This window comes from Desulfovibrio sp. 6_1_46AFAA (assembly GCF_000224635.1).
Classification (GTDB): domain Bacteria; phylum Desulfobacterota; class Desulfovibrionia; order Desulfovibrionales; family Desulfovibrionaceae; genus Desulfovibrio; species Desulfovibrio fairfieldensis.
In genome coordinates, this window is record NZ_JH114305.1 from 73,924 (window position 1) to 91,451 (window position 17,528).

Here is a 17,528-nt window from a genome sequence, read left to right on the forward strand (position 1 = left end):
TGAGTCCTACCGTAATGACGAAATATCCTTCCGCCAAGAATTTCCTATTGCCAAATTTGTACTTCAGGTTTGCATGCTTATCGAAAATCATCAATGAGCTTTTTCCTTTCAGGTACCCCATGAAACTTGATACACTGATTTTTGGAGGAATACTCACCAGCATGTGCACATGATCCGGCATGAGATGGCCCTCGATAATTTCAACACCTTTATATTTGCATAAGTCCTTAAGAATTTCTCCGATACTTTCTCGAATGTTGGCAAATATTATTTTCCGCCTGTATTTTGGAGAAAAGACAATGTGATACTTGCACAACCATTTTGTGTGGGCTAAACTTTGAACTCGAGTTCCCATATAAAAACACCTTTCCCTTAAAAATTACGATGGGCTTGAACAACTCTATCGTATGGGAAAGGTGTTTTTTGTATAACAAATTATTTCCACCCGCATAGCGGGTGGATTTCTGTTTCGCTCGCAAACGCTCGCTCAACTGGCTAAAGCCCCTTACGAAAAACCCCTCCGGAAAAATCCGGAGGGGTTCGGGGATTAGCGTCGGCGGCGCGGGCATGCCGCCGCGAGAGCAATCCATGTTTGAAATAAGTGAATTGCGTTAAGGAGAGCTTACGCTGAAAAGGCTCAGATTTCGCTTTCAGGAATGCCGCAGGCCTTGGCCACACCGGCGCCGTAAGCCGGATCGGCTTTGGCGCAGTTGCGGATGTGGCGCAGCTTGATTTCCTTGGGCGCGTCGCCCAGGGCGCGGGCCGTATTGCCGAACAGGGCTTCTTTCTGTTCCGGGCTCATCAGCCGGAAGAGCTTGCCGGGCTGTTCAAAGTAGTCGGCATCGTCGCAGGGATAATTCCAGCGGGCCGCATCGCCGCTGATCTTCAGCGGCGGCTCGGCGAACTCAGGCTGTTCCTGCCAGGCGCCCTCGCTGTTGGGCTCATAGCTGGTGTAGCTGCCGTAGTTGCCGTCCACGCGCATCTGGCCGTCACGGTGGAAGCTGTGATAGGGGCAGCGCGACTTGTTCACCGGGATCAGATGGTGATTGACGCCCAGGCGGTACCGCTGCGCGTCGCCGTAGGAGAACAGGCGGCCCTGAAGCATCTTGTCCGGTGAAACGCCGATGCCGGGCACCAGATTAGATGGGTTGAAAGCGGCCTGTTCCACTTCCGCGAAATAGTTTTCCGGATTGCGGTTCAGTTCCAGCACGCCCACTTCCATGAGCGGATAATCCTTGTGGTACCAGACCTTGGTCAAATCAAAGGGATGGTAGGGCAGCTTCTCGGCGTCTTCCTCGGGCATGATCTGGAAGTACAGGGTCCAGCGGGGATAGTCGCCCTTTTCGATGTGCTCGTACAGATCGCGCTGATGGCTGTCGCGGTCGCGCCCGATAAGTTCCTGGGCCTCGGCGTCCGTGAGATTTTTGATGCCCTGCTGGGTTCTGAAGTGAAATTTGACCCAGAAGCGTTCGTTTTTGGCGTTGATCAGGCTGTAGGTATGACTGCCGAAACCGTGCATGTGCCGGTAGGAAGCCGGAATACCCCGGTCGCTCATGACCACGGTGACCTGGTGCAGGGCTTCGGGCAGCAGGGTCCAGAAGTCCCAGTTGTCCTTGGCGCTGTGCATATTGGTGCGCGGGTTGCGCTTGACCACGTGGTTCAGGTCCGGGAAATTAAGCGGGTCGCGCAAAAAGAAGACCGGCGTGTTATTGCCAACCATGTCCCAGTTGCCCTGATCCGTATAAAATTTGAGGGCAAAGCCGCGGATGTCGCGCTCCGCGTCAGCGGCGCCGCGCTCGCCCGCCACAGTGGAGAATCGGGCGAACACATCGGTTTTTTTGCCGATTTCAGCAAACAGCGAAGCCCTGGTGTACTTGGTGAGGTCATGGGTCACCGTAAAGGTGCCGTACGCGCCGGAACCACGGGCGTGCATGCGCCGTTCCGGAATCACTTCACGGTCGAAATGGGCCAGCTTCTCCTGAAACCAGACGTCCTGCATGAGCATGGGGCCGCGCGGACCGGCGGTCAGGGCATGATTATTATTGGGCACCGGCGCGCCAGCATTGGTGGTGAGCGAGTCTTTATTTTTCATATTATCTGCCATGATGCTTTTCTCCTTGGTTTATCCGAGGGGATCGGGTGAGAAAAAACGGCTCCGTACCTGCTTGTATTGCGTTGGAAAAAGCATGGCACGGCTGACGATTTTTGTAAATAGTAATTGTTACTATTTTTAAGAAAAAATCGATCTCCGCTTGTTTTATTGAAAAATTTCTATTGCTTATGAAGGAAATTTTATTTCATGGCCCCAGCTTAAGGCATGGCTGGCTTGCGGCTGCGCACAATGGGCTGCCCCAGATGCAGCTCCTGCATGATCTGCGGCACTTCCGCCGCGCGGACGGCGTCGCCGCGCAGCAGCACCAGGACCAGAAAGAGCTTGCCGTCGCGCTGCATACGGGTGCGCAGCCCCCGGCCCTCCAACCGCTGACGCAGGCTGTCCACGCTGTCCTCATCCTTGAAGGCCGCTACCTGAAAGACATAGTCGAACATGGTGGCCGCCGGAGCGGGCGGCGGGGTCTGGCCTTCCGGCACGGCCGGGGCGAAGGGCGCGGTGGAAACACCGCCCGGCGCGTTTTGGCCGGGTTGTGTGTTTTGCGCGCCCTGACCGGGCGCTGCGGCGGTCGCCTGCGGCATTGCCGGAGCGCGCCGGGCCGGGTCCGGCTCGGAGGCATTGGCGGAATCATTGCGCAGAGCCCGCGCGAAACGCAGATCTTCCGGAGCCAGTATCCGCTGGCCCGCGTCCGCGCCGTCCTGTACCGCTTCCGCGCCCTGACTGATGGGGTCCACGGGCTTTTCACCGGCGTCCGCCCGCGCGCCGGGCTGCGTCGCCGCGGCCGGGACCGCGTGCCTGACCGCGTATGCGCGCCCGCTCATAACCCCGCCCACATAGGCCAGGGCAACGGCCGCCAGCACCAGAAAACACGCCGCCACCAGCGACGACGGGCGCAGGCGCGGACCGGTTTTGGGGCTGTCTTGCCCGGATGCGGACGAACGGGAAGCGGGGGCCATAGATTCTCCTTGTATTCTTACTGATATACTACTGCCCGCGCGCCATCCGGCACGAGCAATGCCAGCACCATAGCAGTCCGGCCCGCCAGCGTAAAGGGAGGAAAACCCGGCGCGCCCTGCACGGCTCCGCACCGGGCCGAGCCCATGCGCATGCCGCCTTGACAGGCGTCCCCCGCACTCTGCTACAGTACGGGCGTACCCATCTCCAACCGGAGTTCCGCCATGAAAAATACGCGTTGCCGCATTGTCGCGCTTCTGCTGCTCGCCCTTCTCTGCGTCTTTCCGGCGCGCGGCTCGTCGGCCGCCGAAACGCCTTCCTGCCTGACCGTCAGCAATCAGACCAGCCGGGACCTGCTTAATATCCGCTTCCACCAGGGCCGGACCACATATTTCGTGCGTCTGGACATGGCCCCCGGCGCACGGGACGATATTGAAAATCCCGGAGTCACGGCGGACCTGCGCGTGGATACGGGCCTGGCCTTCTGGTTTTTCAAGGCCGTGCCCCTGGCCCAGGCGCGCCGCCTGACCTTCTGCGGCGACCATACGGCCTGTCTGATTCTGGAACAGAAGAACAATATCTCACGACATATCAACGGCAATGCCCAAAGCCTGCTGCCCGGCGAACTCAGCAGGCCGGTCTGCACCCTGGACCAGTTCCGCCCCGGCATGACCATGAATGATGTCTGTTCCCTGCTGGAGCCCGATCCCCCTCGGGACGACAATGACGCAGTGCTGACCAGCCTGGGCTTCGCGGGCATGGTCTGGGCCGCGCGCCTCGCGCCGAGCCAGCCCTCCGGCGGAAGCGGCTCCCTTTCCGGACGCGACCGCCTTGGGCATCTGGAGCTGCGGCAGCACCTGACCGACGCCAATCTGGCCGCCCTGCTGCGGACGCTCTACAGCCAGGGCTATGCGCCCTGGCAGGCTGAGCTGCCCGGCCTGGACATGAATTTTACGGAAATGACGGATATGGATACGGCCAAGCAGAAGGACATCCTGCAACGGGCCCTGGAGTATTTTCTGCAATCCGGCCGGGGTGAGGCCACCCTGATGCTGGCCCCGGCCGCCATGCTGCCCGCTCTAGCCGACGCCGACGCGCCGCAGCGCGACGTACAACTCTTCACGCTGACCCTGCGCCAGAGTTCCAGAACCCTGGTCGTGGATGTGGCGGCCTACCAGGGCGGCGAAGGCGGCCGCTAAAATTGCTTTGGCGGTTGCATAGGCAGACGCCCGCCACGAGTGTCAGCCGTTGGCGGCTATGCCGCCTTACGGATGACGACAGCAGAGCGAGCGGCTTAAAAACTTTGGGAATGCCAATTCTCAAAGTTAATCTGCTCTAAAAACCATTGGCGCTCTGGAAAATTTGTTCTCCGGCAAGGAAAGCAAATTTTCCAGAGCGCCAACGGTTTTTATAAAATCGGCGCGGCTTCGTCTCGCTACGACGCCTTCTTCTCCGCACGCATCTTGCGCAGCCAGTCATACCATGCATCAAGGCCCTCACCGCTGCGGCAGGAAACCTCAAGCACGCGAAGATCCTTGTTCAGCTTGGTGGCAAAGGCGCGGGCGCGGTCCATATCGAAATCCACATGGGGCAGCAGGTCCACCTTGTTCAGCACCATGGCCTTGGCCAGGTTGAACAGCAGGGGATATTTCTCGGGCTTGTCGTCGCCCTCGGTCACGCTGAGCAGGGCCACCTTGGCATCCTCGCCGCAGTCGAATTCCACCGGGCAGACCAGATTGCCCACATTTTCGATGAAGAGGATATCCAGGCCGTCCAGCTCCAGATTGTCCAGAGCCGTGAGAATCATGTTGCTGTCCAGGTGGCAGCCGCCGTCGGTGTTGATCTGTACGGCCTGCGCCCCGGTCGCCGCTACCCGGCGGGCGTCGTTGTCGGTCTGCAAGTCGCCCTCAATGACCGCCATGCGGAATTCCCCGGCCAGGTCGCACAGGGTGCGCTCCAAGAGAGAGGTTTTGCCCGCGCCCGGAGAGCTGATCAGGTTGAGGGTCAGAATCTTGCGCCCGCTCAGCTGCCGCCGCACATGGGCGGCCATTTTTTCATTGGCTTCCAGGACGTTGCGCACCACGGGAATCTGCATACTTTTCTCCTTATCTCCAAATTCTGCCGGTATCCGAGTGAGATATACATTTTGCGGGCTTCAGCTCCCGCCACCGGAGCATTGCCGATTTCAACGCGAAAATATTTTAGCGGGCTTCCAGGCGACTCAAAATCAATTCCTTGCCCTGCTCCACCACATGCCCGAACTGCTCGCCGCAGCCGGGGCAGGGCTGCCAGAGAGCGTCCTGCCCTTCGCCGCCGAACACTTCGCCGCAAAACGGACAGCGCAATCGCAAAGGCAGACAGACCAACTCCAATCTGGCCCCTTCATGGGGCGTGCCCTTGATCATGGTTTCAAAACAGAACTGCAACGATTCGGGCACCACACCCGAAAGCGCGCCGTATTCCACGCGCACCAGTTCAAGACGGCTGCAATTCCGGCGGCCGATTTCTTCCTCTGCCATAGCCAGAAGGCTTTGTGCAATGGCCATTTCGTGCATTCCCCATGCTAGCCCAAAGGCCCGGCTGCGTAAAGGGCGCGGGGGGAATCTTGCCATTCGGCGCAAATGATGTACATTTCGCCTATGCGTCCTCCCAAATATCTTGGCGTATATTCCCAGCCTTTGGCCAAGGCGGACGGCACCCGCAAGACACTCTTCTTCGCCTGGGACCTGGCGGAGCAAGGCTACGCGGTGCAACAACTGGACAATGCCTTCCAGCCCAAGGCGGAGGCGCGACGCGTCAGCGCCGCCCATTTTGCCGCGCAGTTCCGGTCCGAGCCCTCCATCCTGGCCATGCCCATGACCATGCTGGACGTCCGCGCCCTGGCGGACCTTCCGGACGCGCGCGCCGTCGCGCCCGCTCCGGTTGCGGATGCGCCGGAACTGGACGACGAGCTGCTGCGGCATTTGGACACGGCGCGCCGGACCAAACAGGTGGAAATCACTCTGCGGGAGAGTTTCCGCAAGGCTCTGCTGCGCCTGAAGCGCCCGCGCGAACGGCAGGCCGCCATTACCGCCCTGGAACAACTGGCGTCCACCACGGAGAATATCTCATCCGCCCACAAGCATATGTTCCGCGATTTCGGCGCGAAACTGCGCAAAAATGCCATGCCGGATCTGGCCCTGCGTTTCGGCAAACGGGTTCTGGAACTCTCTCCGGAGGACGACCACGCCCATTTCAACCTGGCCCGCATCCTCTGCGCCATGGGCGCATACGACGAAGCCGCTGAACACGTCCGCACGGCCATGCGCCTGGACGCCCGCGAAGCCGTCTACCCCAGGATGCTGGCCCATATCAGCAAGGAAAAACAGCTTCGGCCCGGCAAAAACCGCCCCCGGCGGCCACGCTGAGCCCGAGCGAGCAACTCGCCTTTCGGCAGGAGCCATACGGCATGAACAAAGTCATTCTCAGTCTTCTTCTGGCGGTCTGCATCTTGGGCATGGCGCTGATCATGCTCAATGAACGCCTGGGCCGCAAATCCGAACCTGTTCCGGCCCCCACGGCGGAAGCCGGCGAACCGGCCGCGCCGGACAGCGGCGCCGGTCTGCCTCCCCTGTCGACGGATGCCGCCCAGAACGGTTTTACCGCGCCCGCCGCACCGCAGGAAGCGGCCCGCGAAGAACCCAAATTGCCGCCTCTGCCCAGGGACGACGCCGCCGAGGCCGCGCCCGTGGTGGAAGATGTCAGCGAACGGGCCCAGATGCCCCCGGCCGCGCCCGCGGCCCCCGGCCCGCAGGCCGCCGCACGTGAGAATATGAGCACGCCTCCGGCGATGGAGCGCACGGCCCAAAGCGCCAAAACGGAAAGCAGCGCTCCGGCCCGCGCCGAAACCCAAAAAGAAGAACGCCCGGCTCAGACGGATAAGCCCAAAGCCGAAAAGGCAAAGACCGAAAAGCCCAGGGCGGGAAAAGCCGCCGCGCCGCGTGAGCGCAACATCAGCCGCTTTGTGGTCTTCGCGCGGGACAAGGGAGCCACGGTGCGCCTGGAGGGCAACGCGCCTCTCCGCTACAAGAGCATGAATCTGACCAATCCCGACCGCGTGGTGGTGGACCTGGACGGCCAGTGGCAGATCAAGGCTCCGGGCGTGCCCAAGAATCCCCTGGTGAGCAATGTGCGCATCGGCAAAATGGCGGACAAGACCCGTGTGGTCATCGACCTCAAGGCAAAACCCCAAAATACCCGCTTTGTGCTTGCCAAGGACGGCAACACCCTGGACGTGCGGGTGGATCAGTAAACTCGTTTTTCCGTTTACAGCACCAAAGCAAAGCCCTTCCGAATGCTCGGAAGGGCTTTGCTTTTTTCGGCGTATCCACGTTCTCAGAGCAGATTAACGTTGAGAATTGGCACTCTCAGCATTGACGCCGCCTTCAGCCTATCGTTGCTGTCGCCACCCGCAAGTCCTTCGGACAACGGCTGCCGCACGTAGCGAGCGGGCAAAAAGGCATAGTGCCAACAGGTCCCACAGGATTCCGGGGAGTGCCGTTCAGGATGACGTTCAGGCCCCGCCGCCCGCGAGCCTCCCGTGCAAAACATAGTAAAGGCCTAGCCCGGCAAGCACGGTGAAGGCCAGGGACTGATACATGCCGTCATAGCCCAGAGTGGGGACGAGAAAACCGAAAATATAGGGCCCCAGGCCGATGCCCAGGTCAAAAAATATGAAGAAAGTTGTGGTGGCCTGGGCAAAACGCGAACGCGACACCAGCGAAAGCGACACGGCCTGCCCCACGGACTGGAAGTTGCCGAAGCCCATGCCGAGCGCCAGGCCGGAGAGCAGCAGCATCCAGCTGCTGTGCGCGCGGGCCAGCATGATCAGGGAGAGCGCGGTCAACAGCAGAATGGGATAAAAAATGACGTTCTCGCCGCGGGTATCGAACAGGCGGCCCGTCAGCGGGCGGGTAGCCAGGGCCGCCACGGCATACAGCAGAAAGAAGAGACTCGCCGGGCCGGAAAGGGAGCGCTCGGCGGCAAAGGAGGTCATGAAGGCCTGCACGCAGCCGTAGCTCAAGCAGACCACCAGTGCCACCAGGGAAAAACGCACCACACGCGGGTCAATGTAACTGTTGAGGCTGAAGAGCGAGCGATGTCGGTGACGCATGGAAGGCAGGGCCGCCAGCCCGAAAAAGATGAGCAGGCAGACCAGGGCAATGCCCACATTGATCCGCATCAGCGCCGCATAACTTATGTGGTTGCTCAGGCTGATACCGAGAAACGGCCCCAGGGCCAGGGCCAGAGCCGTGCTCATGCTGAACAGGCTCACGCCGAGCCCGTGATGCCGCTGCGGGATCACATAGGCCACAATGGTTCCCGTGGCCGTGCCGATGACGCCGACGCCGACGCCCGCCCAGAGGCGTTGCACGAACAGCCAGGGCAAGGAATCCACCAGGAAAAAACCCGCGATGCTGGCCGTGTACAGCACGATCCCGGCGAGAAGAACGGCGCGGCAACCGAAAAACGAAAGCAGATTGCCGGTGACGAAACGCCCTGCCAGGCAGCCGATGACCATAATGCCCGCAGTGAAACCAGCCGTGCTCAGGCTTGCCAGATAAGCCTCTCTGGCATAGGAGGTGCTGGTGACGAAGATCAGGTAGTAGGCCGTCATGACCAGAAGGTTGATCAGCGTCACCACATTGAAGTTGCGATTGCAAATCTCCCGCAACGCCCCACCGGCCCCCACGTTGGATACGCCCGCCGTTTGCTTGCGGCGGATGCGGCGATCAAGCATCTCATATCTCCTGTTCATAAAAATCGTTGCGGGGGCAACGATTATGTGTTTTCTCTCTCGTGTCAAGCAGAGGTTTGGAACTGTCGTCCGGCCCGGCCTAAGGGTTTATCCGCAGCTCTTTGCGGACAAACCCTTGCCGCGAAATGGGAGCAGGCGGGCTTTGCCCGCCGTAACCGAACATTTCAAGTGTTAAATGCTCCGGGAGCGTACTTTGGAACTGACCTGCAAATGGATCACCCTGGCCAACCGCTATTACTACATGTATCTCGCCAAGGCCCTCGCGCCGTACGGCATCAACACCAGTCAATATCTCTTCATTGCCGTGCTGTGCAGAGAACCGGGCATCACGCAGGACAAGCTGCCCGAGCGCATCGGCATCAACAAGAGCAACGTGACGCGAGTGCTGGCGCAACTGGAGGAGGCCGGTTTCATCCGCCGGGAAAGCAATCCGCAAGACAAGCGCACGACCACCGTGCACCCGACGCAGCGTGCCTATGAGGCATATCCGCATATCATGAAAGTCGTTGCGGAATGGGATGCCGCCACCACCAGCATGTTTTCCGAAGAGGAAAAACAGACGTTACAGGCGCAGTTGCGACGTCTGGCGCAATCCGCCAGGGAATACAGGGGACAAGGCGAAGCGCGCACCGGCGGCGAGGTGGAGGAAGGCTGAAAAAAAACAGGAGGGAATCTGACTACTCAGATTCCCTCCATGGCGGAGTTGACGGCCCGAGCAAACGCCAGGGCTCACAGATTCAGCTTTCCATCTCCCGGCCCCGCGCATCGGCGGCCAGCACGGCATCCACCAATTGGCCCAGCAGGCCCACGCGATCCAGATGATTGACCCCGGCGATGGTCAGGCCGCCGGGCGAACAGACTTCGTCACGCAACTGCATCAGCGGCGCGGGGTTCTGCTCGGCCATACGCGCCGAACCCACAAACAGGGCGGCCACCATGCGCCTGGCCTCCCTGTGCTGAAAGCCCAAGGTCACCCCGGCCTGCACCAAGCCCTGCATCATCTCGAAAACATAGGCCGGGCCCGCGCCGATCAGCGCGGAAAAAGCGGTAAAGCGTGCTTCGGGCATTTCCAGGCAAAGGCCCAGAACCCCGAAAAGTTCCAGTAATTCGAGTTTGCCTTCCCGGTCCAGCGCCGGGTCCTCAAAGCAGAGGGCAAAAACCCCCTCCCCCACCAGCGCCGGAGTATTGGGCATGCAGCGGACCACCGGGCACTGCCCGCCCACGGCCTCGCGCAGGCTCTTCAGGCTCACGCCCGCCGCCACGGAAACCAGCACCTTGCCGCCGTTGAGGGCCGGACGCATTTCCTCCAGCACGGAAGCCACCTGGTATGGCTTGACCGCCAGCAACAGCACATCGGATTTGCGCGCGGTTTCCAGAACGTCGGGCATGACCCGCACGCCCTTGTCCGCCAAGGGGCGCATGCGTTCCGGCGTGCGGTTATAGCCGCAGAAGCTATAGCCCTTGTCCCCCAGCCTGTCCGCGAAACCGGCCAGAATGGCCCCGCCCATATTGCCGCAGCCAATGCAGCCGATTGTTCTGCTCATACGTTACTCCGTCATTTCCAAGGCATTGAAGAAATATGCAAGCTCAACAGCGGCGTTCTCCGGGCAGTCGGAACCGTGCACGGCGTTGGCTTCAAGGTTCTGCCCGTATTTGCGGCGCAGAGTGCCGGGCTCGGCCTGGGCCGGATTCGTGGCGCCCATCAGCGCCCGGTAGCGGGCCACCGCGTCCTCGCCGCGCAAGGCCGCGCAGACCACCGGTCCGGAAGACATGTAGTCCGTAAGGCTGTCAAAAAAGGGGCGCTCTTTGTGCACGGCATAAAAGCCCTGGGCCTGGGCCTTGCTCAACCGCAGCATTTTCAGAGCCACGGGGCGAAGGCCCTCGGCCTCCACGGCGGCCAGAATTTCCCCGGCAAGGCCGCGCGCCACGGCGTCCGGCTTGATGATGGCAAGAGTGGTTTGCAGCATGTCCGCTCCTTAGAGTTTAACACTTGAAATGTTCACTTACGGCGGGCAAAGCCCGCCTGCCCGCATTTCGCGGCAAGGATTTGTCTGAAGCCGTGTTCGTGAAAAATCAACGCTTGCCGCCGCGCGCGCCGTCCCGCGCCTGGAGTTGCGCCAGGTGCCAGACCAGACGGCGCAGAGGCACCACGGCCACACCTGCCTTGTCCTGCCAGCGGCGCAAAGCGCTCAGAGTTTCCGCGTACGGATGCCCGATGGCGACGGCGAAACCGGCACTGCGGGCTTTGGCCGCCGCCGCGTCCAAGGCGGCCAGTACGGCGGAAACATCCCGGCGCGTATCCAGAAAAACAGCACGGGCCACGCTGACCAGCCCGGCGGCACGGGCTTCCTCCGCCAGCCGGGAATAGGGCTGGGTCAGACTGTCCAGCACAAAGAAACCGCGCCCGGCCAGTTGCGCGCAGAGCAGGCGGCAGGCGGCGGAGCTGCCCGTGAAACGGGAACCCATATGGTTGTTCAGGCCCAGCGCCGTGGGCAGTGCCGCCAGATCCGGTTCCAGCACGGAGGCCAGGGCGTGCCGGCTCATATCCGCGAACAGCGCGCCCGGACCCGGCTTGGGACGGAAGCCGTCGGCGCGGGGCTGAGGCTCCATGGGCAGATGCACCAGGCAATCCAGGCCCATCTGTCCGGCCAGGTCGGCCGTCGCGCCCGCCCTGGGCGCGTGCGGCCAGACGGCCAATACCACGGGAAAGGGCAAGGCGGCCAGATCCTCGGCGGGCTCCAGGCTCTGCCCCAGGTCATCAATGACCAGAATCAGGGCGGCCTGAGGCAGGGGTCGGGCCAGATCCGCCAGAGCCCGTTCCTTGCCGGGAAAATGAAAACGATGCGTCGGCCGCCCGTTCAGGCGAATTTCCAGCGCGCCTTGGTCCGTCCAGGCAAGGCGCGGGCGGAAACGCTCCGGGTCAACGGCGGAAAGATGAGGAAAATCCGGATCAGCGGCGGAGCGCAACTTTTCCAACAGGGCCACACCCAGGCGCAGCGGCGCGCAAGGCCCTGTAACCCGGTAAGCACGGGCAGCCGATCCTTCGTCCTCCAAGGGCAGCCCTTCTTCGCGCTGCCAGCGGGCGAGCGGCAGGGCCAGGGGCAACGTCTGGATAACCAGAGCATCCAGGCGGGCCAGTATCATTCGCTCGGCCCGCGCCTCAGGCTCCTCGGTCGCGTCCCGTCCTTCGCCAGTTTGCTGGAACGACGGCGCGCGACCGGCGGAACCGGAAAAATTCCCCGGCGCCATGGACCCGTTGCCCAGCCAGAGCGAAAAGGCCAGGGAGCAGAGCAGCCAGGCCAGACCACCCAAGCCCAGGCGAGTGGAAGCGCGCAGCCCCCCGCCGGACCCGTGGGGTCCGGTCAGGGGGCCGGTATCTGTTCCTTTATTTTGCACGCTGAACGTATGCCGTCTCGCGGAACCCGCCCCGGCAAGGGGATCGGGCCACGCGCCCTAGTTTCTGATCTCCCGCATCTTGGGCAGACTCTTCACGACCTGGAGGGCCATGCGCAACTGGTTGTCACGGGCCAGCTGCTCCTTGCCTTCGTCTTTCTTGACCTTGCTTTGGCCGCCCTTCTTGTCCTTGCCGTTTTCCAGATGGCGGTTGAGATCCTGTTCGCGCAGGAGGAAACGCGGATTGTCCTTGTCGTCGGTGCGCGGCGGCTCGAAGACCACTTCCAGGTCGGGCACGATGCCCTCGGCCTGGATGGAGCTGCCGTTGGGCGTGTAATACAGGGCTACCGTGAGCTTGAGGCCGGACCCGTCGGACAGGGGAATGATGTTCTGCACCGAACCCTTGCCGAAGGAGCGTTCGCCCAGAATCAGGGCGCGCTTCTGGTCGCGCAGCGCACCGGCCACGATTTCCGAGGCCGAGGCAGAACCGGCGTTGACCAGCACCACCATGGGCACGCGTACGTCGTCGGCCTGCTTTTTGGCCTCATAAACGCGGTCCGTGCTGTCCCGACGGCCTTTGATGGAAACGATCACGCCCTTGTCCAGGAAAGTGTCGGACACGCTGACCGCCTGGTCCAGCAACCCACCGGGATTGTTGCGCAGATCCAGCACAATGCCCTTGAGCCCGCCCGTGGCCTTGCTTTCCTTGGCCGCATCCTTGAGCGCGTCCTTGAGTTCCTCGGTGGTGCGTTCGGAGAAACGGGTCAGGCGCACCCAGTAGTAACCGTCTTCCAGCTTTTTGGACTTGACGCTGATCAGGGGGATGGCGTCGCGCACGATGCGCACGGTCTGCGGCGTCTTGGCGTCGCTGTGCAGAATGGCCAGCTCCACTTCCGTGCCTTTGGCCCCGCGGATGCGCGACACCACTTCCTGCAGCGAAAGTTCCTGCGTGGCCTGGCCGTTGATGGACAGGATCACGTCGCCGGACTGAAGACCGGCGCGGAAAGCCGGGGTGTCCTCAATGGGCGTGACCACCACAACTTGGCCGTTTTCCATGGAAATTTCAATGCCCACCCCGTAGAATTCGCCGGAGGTGGTTTCCTGCATTTCCTTGTATTCTTCGGCATTCATGAAGGTGGAGTGCGGGTCGAGCCCCTGCAGCAAGCCCTTGACGGCCCCGTTGATCAGGTCGTTCTGGGTCACATCCTTCACATAATAACGCTCCACCAGATCAAGCACCTGGCTGAAACGCTTCAAGGCCTCGAATTTGCTGGGAGCTTCCTTGGCGGGCTCTTTTTTGGCCTCCGGCGCGGAGGCGGCCTGGGCCGCGGTCAAGCCGCACAGAACCAGAAGCAATGCAAGAATGCAGGAACGGACAAAAACGCGCATAAGAAGGCCTCCGCGGCGCTGCGCATGCCCGGTTTCCCGGAATGAATCCGGGGGGCCGGAGTGCGGGCGGACGCCCGCGCCGCCGCCGTTAGTGTTGGTATAACCGCGCCAAAAGCGCTGATGGCTGCAAAACGCCATGCGGATACTGACTCTTTTCAAGCCAAAATGCAATGCCGCTGGCAGCGCTCCGGAGGCGGCGCGGCCGTGCCCGTCAGCCCACAAGGGCTACGGGCATCGGCAGCAGCATAAATCGCGTTTGAGTGTTGCTGTCGGCATCCGTACGGCTCGAAGACTCGCCAACGGCTGTCGCTTCCGCGGCACTCAAACGCTACATGCTGTGGAACCGTGGCCCGCATTTCCCGGACCATCGCGGCCCCGAAATGGCAAATGACAAAGGAGCCGCCTTACGGCGGCCCCTCCAACCATCACAGTCGCGCATCCGGCGTCAATGCCGCCCCCAAAGCGGCATGGAGCGGCGCGCGGGATCGGTTACTTGCAGCATTCTTCCACTTTGAAGAAAGCCGCCGCGCCCGCGCCGCACACGGGACAGGCTTCACAGGGGCCTTCGTGGGTGTAGCCGCAGATCTTGCAGACGTAGTAGTCCACATTGGCAAGAGCGGAAGGATTGGCAATGGCCTTCTTATACAGATTGGCGTGCACTTCTTCCACCTTGTTGGCGAATTCAAAATACTTGGCAACGGCGGTCTTGCCTTCGGCCTCGGCGTCCTTGATCATTTCGGGATACATCTTGGTGAACTCGTAGGTCTCACCTTCCAGAGCGGACTGCAGGTTGGCGGCCGTGTCGCCGATCTTGCCCGCGTTCTTGAGGTGCGCGTGGGCGTGGATGGTTTCAGCGGCGGCGGCGGCGCGGAACAGCTTGGCGACCTGGGGCAGGCCTTCCTTGTCGGCCACCTGGGCGAAAGCAAGATATTTGCGGTTGGCCTGGGACTCACCGGCGAAAGCGGCCATCAAATTTTCCTGGGTCTTGCTCATTGTTTGCTCCTTTTGCGTATCTGAAGTTTATTGTTTCCATTAATGCGAACGATTACTGTTTACAGAAAGCCGTCCTCCTTGTAAAGCCTTTTCTGCGCATTTCCCCAAAAAAATTGGGGTGAATTAGATAACCTATTAATATAATGTGATTTTATAAAATCATTCCATTACAACTTTCCAGCACCGCATTTCGCCCTCCTCGCGAGCCTGGACGAAAAAAAGAAGGACCATTTTCCCATTGCCCTTGGCGGCATTGCACGCTACTAAAATTCTGATGAACCCCGAAGAGCTGATCGCCCATTTCACGCTTGCCCCCCATCCGGAAGGCGGTTTTTACCGCCGCACGTATTGCAGCAGCGGCACTATTCCTCAGGCCGCCCTGCCGTCGGGCTTTGCCGGGCCGCGCCCGTTCGGCACGGCCATCCTCTTCCTGTTGCGCGAAGGCGACTATTCCCGCCTGCATCGCATCCGGCAGGACGAGATCTGGCATTTTTATCTGGGCGGCCCCCTGCGTCTGGCCCTGCTGGGGCCGGACGGCGCGGCGCGGGAAGTCATGCTGGGGCAGAACCCTTTGGACGGCCAGCACCTCCAGTACGCCGTGCCCGCCGGTTTCTGGTTCGGGGCCACGCCCTGCCCCGGTTCCGGCTTTTCCCTGGCGGGCTGTACCGTGTCGCCGGGCTTTGACTTCGCGGACCTGAAGCTGGGCCGCAGAAAAGAACTGCTGACGGCATTTCCCGCAGCCGCGGCCTGCATCCGCGAATTCTGCCCGGCAAAAGACAGCGAAACGGACCGATGACGCGCTATCCCATTCCCGCCGCCGGGCCGGACCGGCCCCACCGCACGGAGCTGCTTATCCGCCGCAGCCGTTTTCTGGCCCAATGCGCCCACACGCCGGGTCCGGAGGCGGCACGGGCCTTTGTGGAATCCATCCGCCGCGCCAATGCCGACGCCACTCATAACTGCTGGGCCTACGCGGCGGGCGCGCCGGGGCAGACCGCCCGGATCGGCTCTTCCGACGACGGCGAGCCCCACGGCACGGCCGGGCGGCCCATGCTGCAGGTGCTGCTGCACTGCGGCATCGGAGAAATCTGCGTGGTGGTGACGCGCTGGTTCGGCGGCGTCAAGCTGGGCACCGGCGGCCTGGTGCGGGCCTATCAGGATTCGGTGCGCGAAAATCTCAGCACACTGGCGCTGGCCGAACAGGTGCCCCTGGCCCATCTGGATCTCACGCTGGAATACGCCCATCTGGACGGGTTGCGCCGCCTGCTGCCGACGTTTGAGGCCCGGATTACGGATGAGGACTATCAGGCCACCGCCGGTCTGGGGGTGAGCCTGCCGGAGGAGCACCTGGAGGCTTTCCTCAAAGCCGTGGCCGGAATGAGCAACGGCGCGGCCGTCTGCCGGGTCAGAGAAGACGGCTGAAGCCTATTCACGGGGAAACGTTGATGAGCAAAGCCCCTTACTCAGCGCTTCCCTGAATCCGCACCGCCACCCCCGGCACCAGACGCACCTGGCCGTCCACCACCACCCGGTCGCCCTCGGCCAGTTCGCCTTCCACAACGCTGGCGCCCTGATGCTCGAAAAGAACCTTGACCTTGCGGTAGACGGCGCGACTGTCCTTATCCACCAGATAGACGTAGGATTCCTCGCGGCCGGACTGCACGGCGCGGCTGGGCACGGTCAGGGCTTTGGGGGCCATGCCAAGGGGCAATTCCACTTCCACGAACTGACCAGGCCAGAGGCGGCGGTCCTCATTTTCAAAGCTGCCGCGCAAACGAATGGTGCCGGTGCGCGTGTCCACGCTGTTGTCCACCAGGGTCAGCAGGCCGTTTTCCACTGTCCCGCCCGCAGGGGTGGCCGTGATGGACACGCTCCCCCGGCGCATGCGCTCCAGAATCACCGGCAGATGGACCTCGGGCACGGAAAAATTCACATAAATGGGCGAAAGGGTGTCGATGGTCACAATGGGCGTGTCGTCCGTGGTTTTGATCATATTGCCCTTGTCCACATTGAGCGCGCCGACCCGGCCGCTGATGGGCGCGGTCACCGTGCAATAGGAAAGATCCAGGGCCGCGCTTTCCACAGCCGCCTTGTCCGACTGCACCGTGGCCTTGAGGGCCGCCGCCTCGGTAGCGGTCTGCTCATAGGCCTCGCGGCTCACATAGCCGCCGCCCACCAGCTTGCCGTAGCGGCGCATGTCGTCGTTGGCTTTGCTCAGCTGGGCCTGGGATTTTGCCAGCAGACCGCGCTTTTCACGCAGGGCGGCCTCAAAGGGGCGCGGGTCGATGCTGATCAGGGGCTCCCCTGCCCGCACGTCCTGGCCTTCCTTGAAATGGACTTCCTGGATTTCGCCCGTGACCCGCGGCTTGACGCCCACGGTGGCCGAGGCTTTGACATTGCCCACCACGTGCAAGAGGCGCGGCACGTCGGCGCGCGCCACGCTCTGCACATGCACGGGAGCGGGCGGCGGGCCGCCGGTCTTGCCGTCGTCGCCGGAACAAGCGCTCAGAAGGGCCGCCAGCAACGGCGGCAGGATCAAACACCAGCGCGAAAAATGCTTCATGATCGTCCCCGAAACAGGTGCGCGGAAGCGCGCGTCAGCATCGGCCGCGCGCCGGTCCGGTCATTTGTTGAAAGTGAATCATGCCCCGCGCTTCGTCAAGAGTATGGTTAAGGAGTCGCCCGGCGGGCACCTTAGGCTTAATCCTCATTAAAACGCCGCCCGCGAAAAGCTGAATTTTTTCGGGCAGCAAGGCGCAAAGAAGAAATTGGGCGAAGCTGTATTGAACATACCGTGTGGTCAATTTCTTTTTTGCAACGCCGCTGTACGGGAAAAGGCGGCTTCGCAGCAGGCGCTTTCAATGAAGGCTGAGCCTAAGGACCGCTATGGGC

General features: G+C 61.7%; 18 protein-coding genes. 6 read left to right on the forward strand and 12 right to left on the reverse strand.

Annotated features, from left to right (window positions below):
• From tnpA to HMPREF1022_RS15175, 3 genes are all read right to left on the reverse strand, one after another.
• Positions 1-355: IS200/IS605 family transposase (tnpA, locus tag HMPREF1022_RS15165; RefSeq protein WP_035062053.1), on the reverse strand; the 355-nt coding region annotated here is incomplete at its 3' end.
• Between the two features lie 282 nt (positions 356-637).
• Positions 638-2,104: a catalase gene (locus tag HMPREF1022_RS15170; RefSeq protein WP_009303843.1), complete on the reverse strand. Its 1,467-nt coding sequence runs from the start codon at positions 2,102-2,104 to the stop codon at positions 638-640.
• Between the two features lie 206 nt (positions 2,105-2,310).
• Positions 2,311-3,066 (reverse strand): SPOR domain-containing protein, encoded by a 756-nt coding sequence (locus HMPREF1022_RS15175; protein ID WP_009303844.1) that lies wholly within the window; start codon positions 3,064-3,066, stop codon positions 2,311-2,313.
• A gap of 222 nt (positions 3,067-3,288) precedes the next feature.
• Here HMPREF1022_RS15175 and HMPREF1022_RS15180 point away from each other — a divergent pair, with 222 nt between their 5' ends.
• The gene (locus HMPREF1022_RS15180) at positions 3,289-4,263 is read left to right on the forward strand and encodes a hypothetical protein (protein WP_009303845.1); all 975 of its coding nucleotides are present in this window, start codon (positions 3,289-3,291) and stop codon (positions 4,261-4,263) included.
• Positions 4,264-4,499: 236 nt separating this feature from the next.
• On the opposite strand, the gene hypB is transcribed toward HMPREF1022_RS15180, so the two are convergent.
• Together hypB and HMPREF1022_RS15190 are read right to left on the reverse strand one after the other, a co-directional pair.
• Positions 4,500-5,159 carry a hydrogenase nickel incorporation protein HypB gene (gene hypB, locus HMPREF1022_RS15185; protein WP_008686070.1) on the reverse strand — a complete coding sequence of 220 codons (660 nt, stop codon included), beginning with the start codon at positions 5,157-5,159 and terminating at the stop codon, positions 4,500-4,502.
• Positions 5,160-5,265: 106 nt separating this feature from the next.
• Complete coding sequence (locus HMPREF1022_RS15190) at positions 5,266-5,610, reverse strand: hydrogenase maturation nickel metallochaperone HypA (protein ID WP_009303846.1); 345 nt, start codon at positions 5,608-5,610, stop codon at positions 5,266-5,268.
• Between the two features lie 93 nt (positions 5,611-5,703).
• Between HMPREF1022_RS15190 and HMPREF1022_RS15195 the strand changes: the two genes are divergently transcribed.
• Positions 5,704-6,471, forward strand: a complete 768-nt coding sequence (locus HMPREF1022_RS15195; RefSeq protein ID WP_008686072.1) for a tetratricopeptide repeat protein — start codon at positions 5,704-5,706, stop codon at positions 6,469-6,471.
• 41 nt (positions 6,472-6,512) lie between these two features.
• The gene (locus tag HMPREF1022_RS15200) at positions 6,513-7,355 is read left to right on the forward strand and encodes an AMIN domain-containing protein (protein WP_009303847.1); all 843 of its coding nucleotides are present in this window, start codon (positions 6,513-6,515) and stop codon (positions 7,353-7,355) included.
• Positions 7,356-7,616: 261 nt separating this feature from the next.
• Here HMPREF1022_RS15200 and HMPREF1022_RS15205 read toward each other — a convergent pair whose 3' ends face one another.
• Positions 7,617-8,843 carry an MFS transporter gene (locus tag HMPREF1022_RS15205; protein ID WP_009303848.1) on the reverse strand — a complete coding sequence of 409 codons (1,227 nt, stop codon included), beginning with the start codon at positions 8,841-8,843 and terminating at the stop codon, positions 7,617-7,619.
• A 211-nt stretch (positions 8,844-9,054) separates the two neighbouring features.
• On the opposite strand from HMPREF1022_RS15205, the gene HMPREF1022_RS15210 reads away from it, so the two are divergent.
• Complete coding sequence (locus HMPREF1022_RS15210; protein WP_009303849.1) at positions 9,055-9,516, forward strand: MarR family winged helix-turn-helix transcriptional regulator; 462 nt, start codon at positions 9,055-9,057, stop codon at positions 9,514-9,516.
• An 82-nt stretch (positions 9,517-9,598) separates the two neighbouring features.
• On the opposite strand, the gene proC is transcribed toward HMPREF1022_RS15210, so the two are convergent.
• The 5 genes from proC to HMPREF1022_RS15235 form a co-directional block, all read right to left on the reverse strand.
• A complete protein-coding gene (gene proC / locus HMPREF1022_RS15215) occupies positions 9,599-10,405 on the reverse strand; it encodes a pyrroline-5-carboxylate reductase (RefSeq protein WP_009303850.1) in 807 nt (268 codons plus the stop codon).
• Positions 10,406-10,408: 3 nt separating this feature from the next.
• Entirely contained in the window at positions 10,409-10,828 is a 420-nt protein-coding gene (ndk, locus tag HMPREF1022_RS15220) for a nucleoside-diphosphate kinase (RefSeq protein WP_008686077.1), read from the reverse strand.
• 106 nt (positions 10,829-10,934) lie between these two features.
• Positions 10,935-12,257 carry a divergent polysaccharide deacetylase family protein gene (locus HMPREF1022_RS15225; protein ID WP_009303851.1) on the reverse strand — a complete coding sequence of 441 codons (1,323 nt, stop codon included), beginning with the start codon at positions 12,255-12,257 and terminating at the stop codon, positions 10,935-10,937.
• 57 nt (positions 12,258-12,314) lie between these two features.
• Entirely contained in the window at positions 12,315-13,643 is a 1,329-nt protein-coding gene (locus tag HMPREF1022_RS15230; protein WP_008686079.1) for a S41 family peptidase, read from the reverse strand.
• 489 nt (positions 13,644-14,132) lie between these two features.
• Positions 14,133-14,636: a rubrerythrin family protein gene (locus HMPREF1022_RS15235; protein WP_008686080.1), complete on the reverse strand. Its 504-nt coding sequence runs from the start codon at positions 14,634-14,636 to the stop codon at positions 14,133-14,135.
• Between the two features lie 253 nt (positions 14,637-14,889).
• On the opposite strand from HMPREF1022_RS15235, the gene HMPREF1022_RS15240 reads away from it, so the two are divergent.
• On the forward strand, positions 14,890-15,432 hold the full coding sequence (locus HMPREF1022_RS15240; protein WP_232221624.1) for a cupin domain-containing protein: 543 nt from the start codon (positions 14,890-14,892) through the stop codon (positions 15,430-15,432).
• Positions 15,429-16,058, forward strand: a complete 630-nt coding sequence (locus tag HMPREF1022_RS15245) for a YigZ family protein (RefSeq protein ID WP_009303852.1) — start codon at positions 15,429-15,431, stop codon at positions 16,056-16,058. The genes HMPREF1022_RS15240 and HMPREF1022_RS15245 overlap by 4 nt, the downstream gene beginning before the upstream one ends.
• Positions 16,059-16,095: 37 nt before the next feature.
• Here the strand turns inward: HMPREF1022_RS15245 and HMPREF1022_RS15250 are convergent, their stop codons facing one another.
• Positions 16,096-17,199 carry an efflux RND transporter periplasmic adaptor subunit gene (locus HMPREF1022_RS15250; RefSeq protein WP_008686088.1) on the reverse strand — a complete coding sequence of 368 codons (1,104 nt, stop codon included), beginning with the start codon at positions 17,197-17,199 and terminating at the stop codon, positions 16,096-16,098.
• Positions 17,200-17,528: the final 329 nt, after the last annotated feature.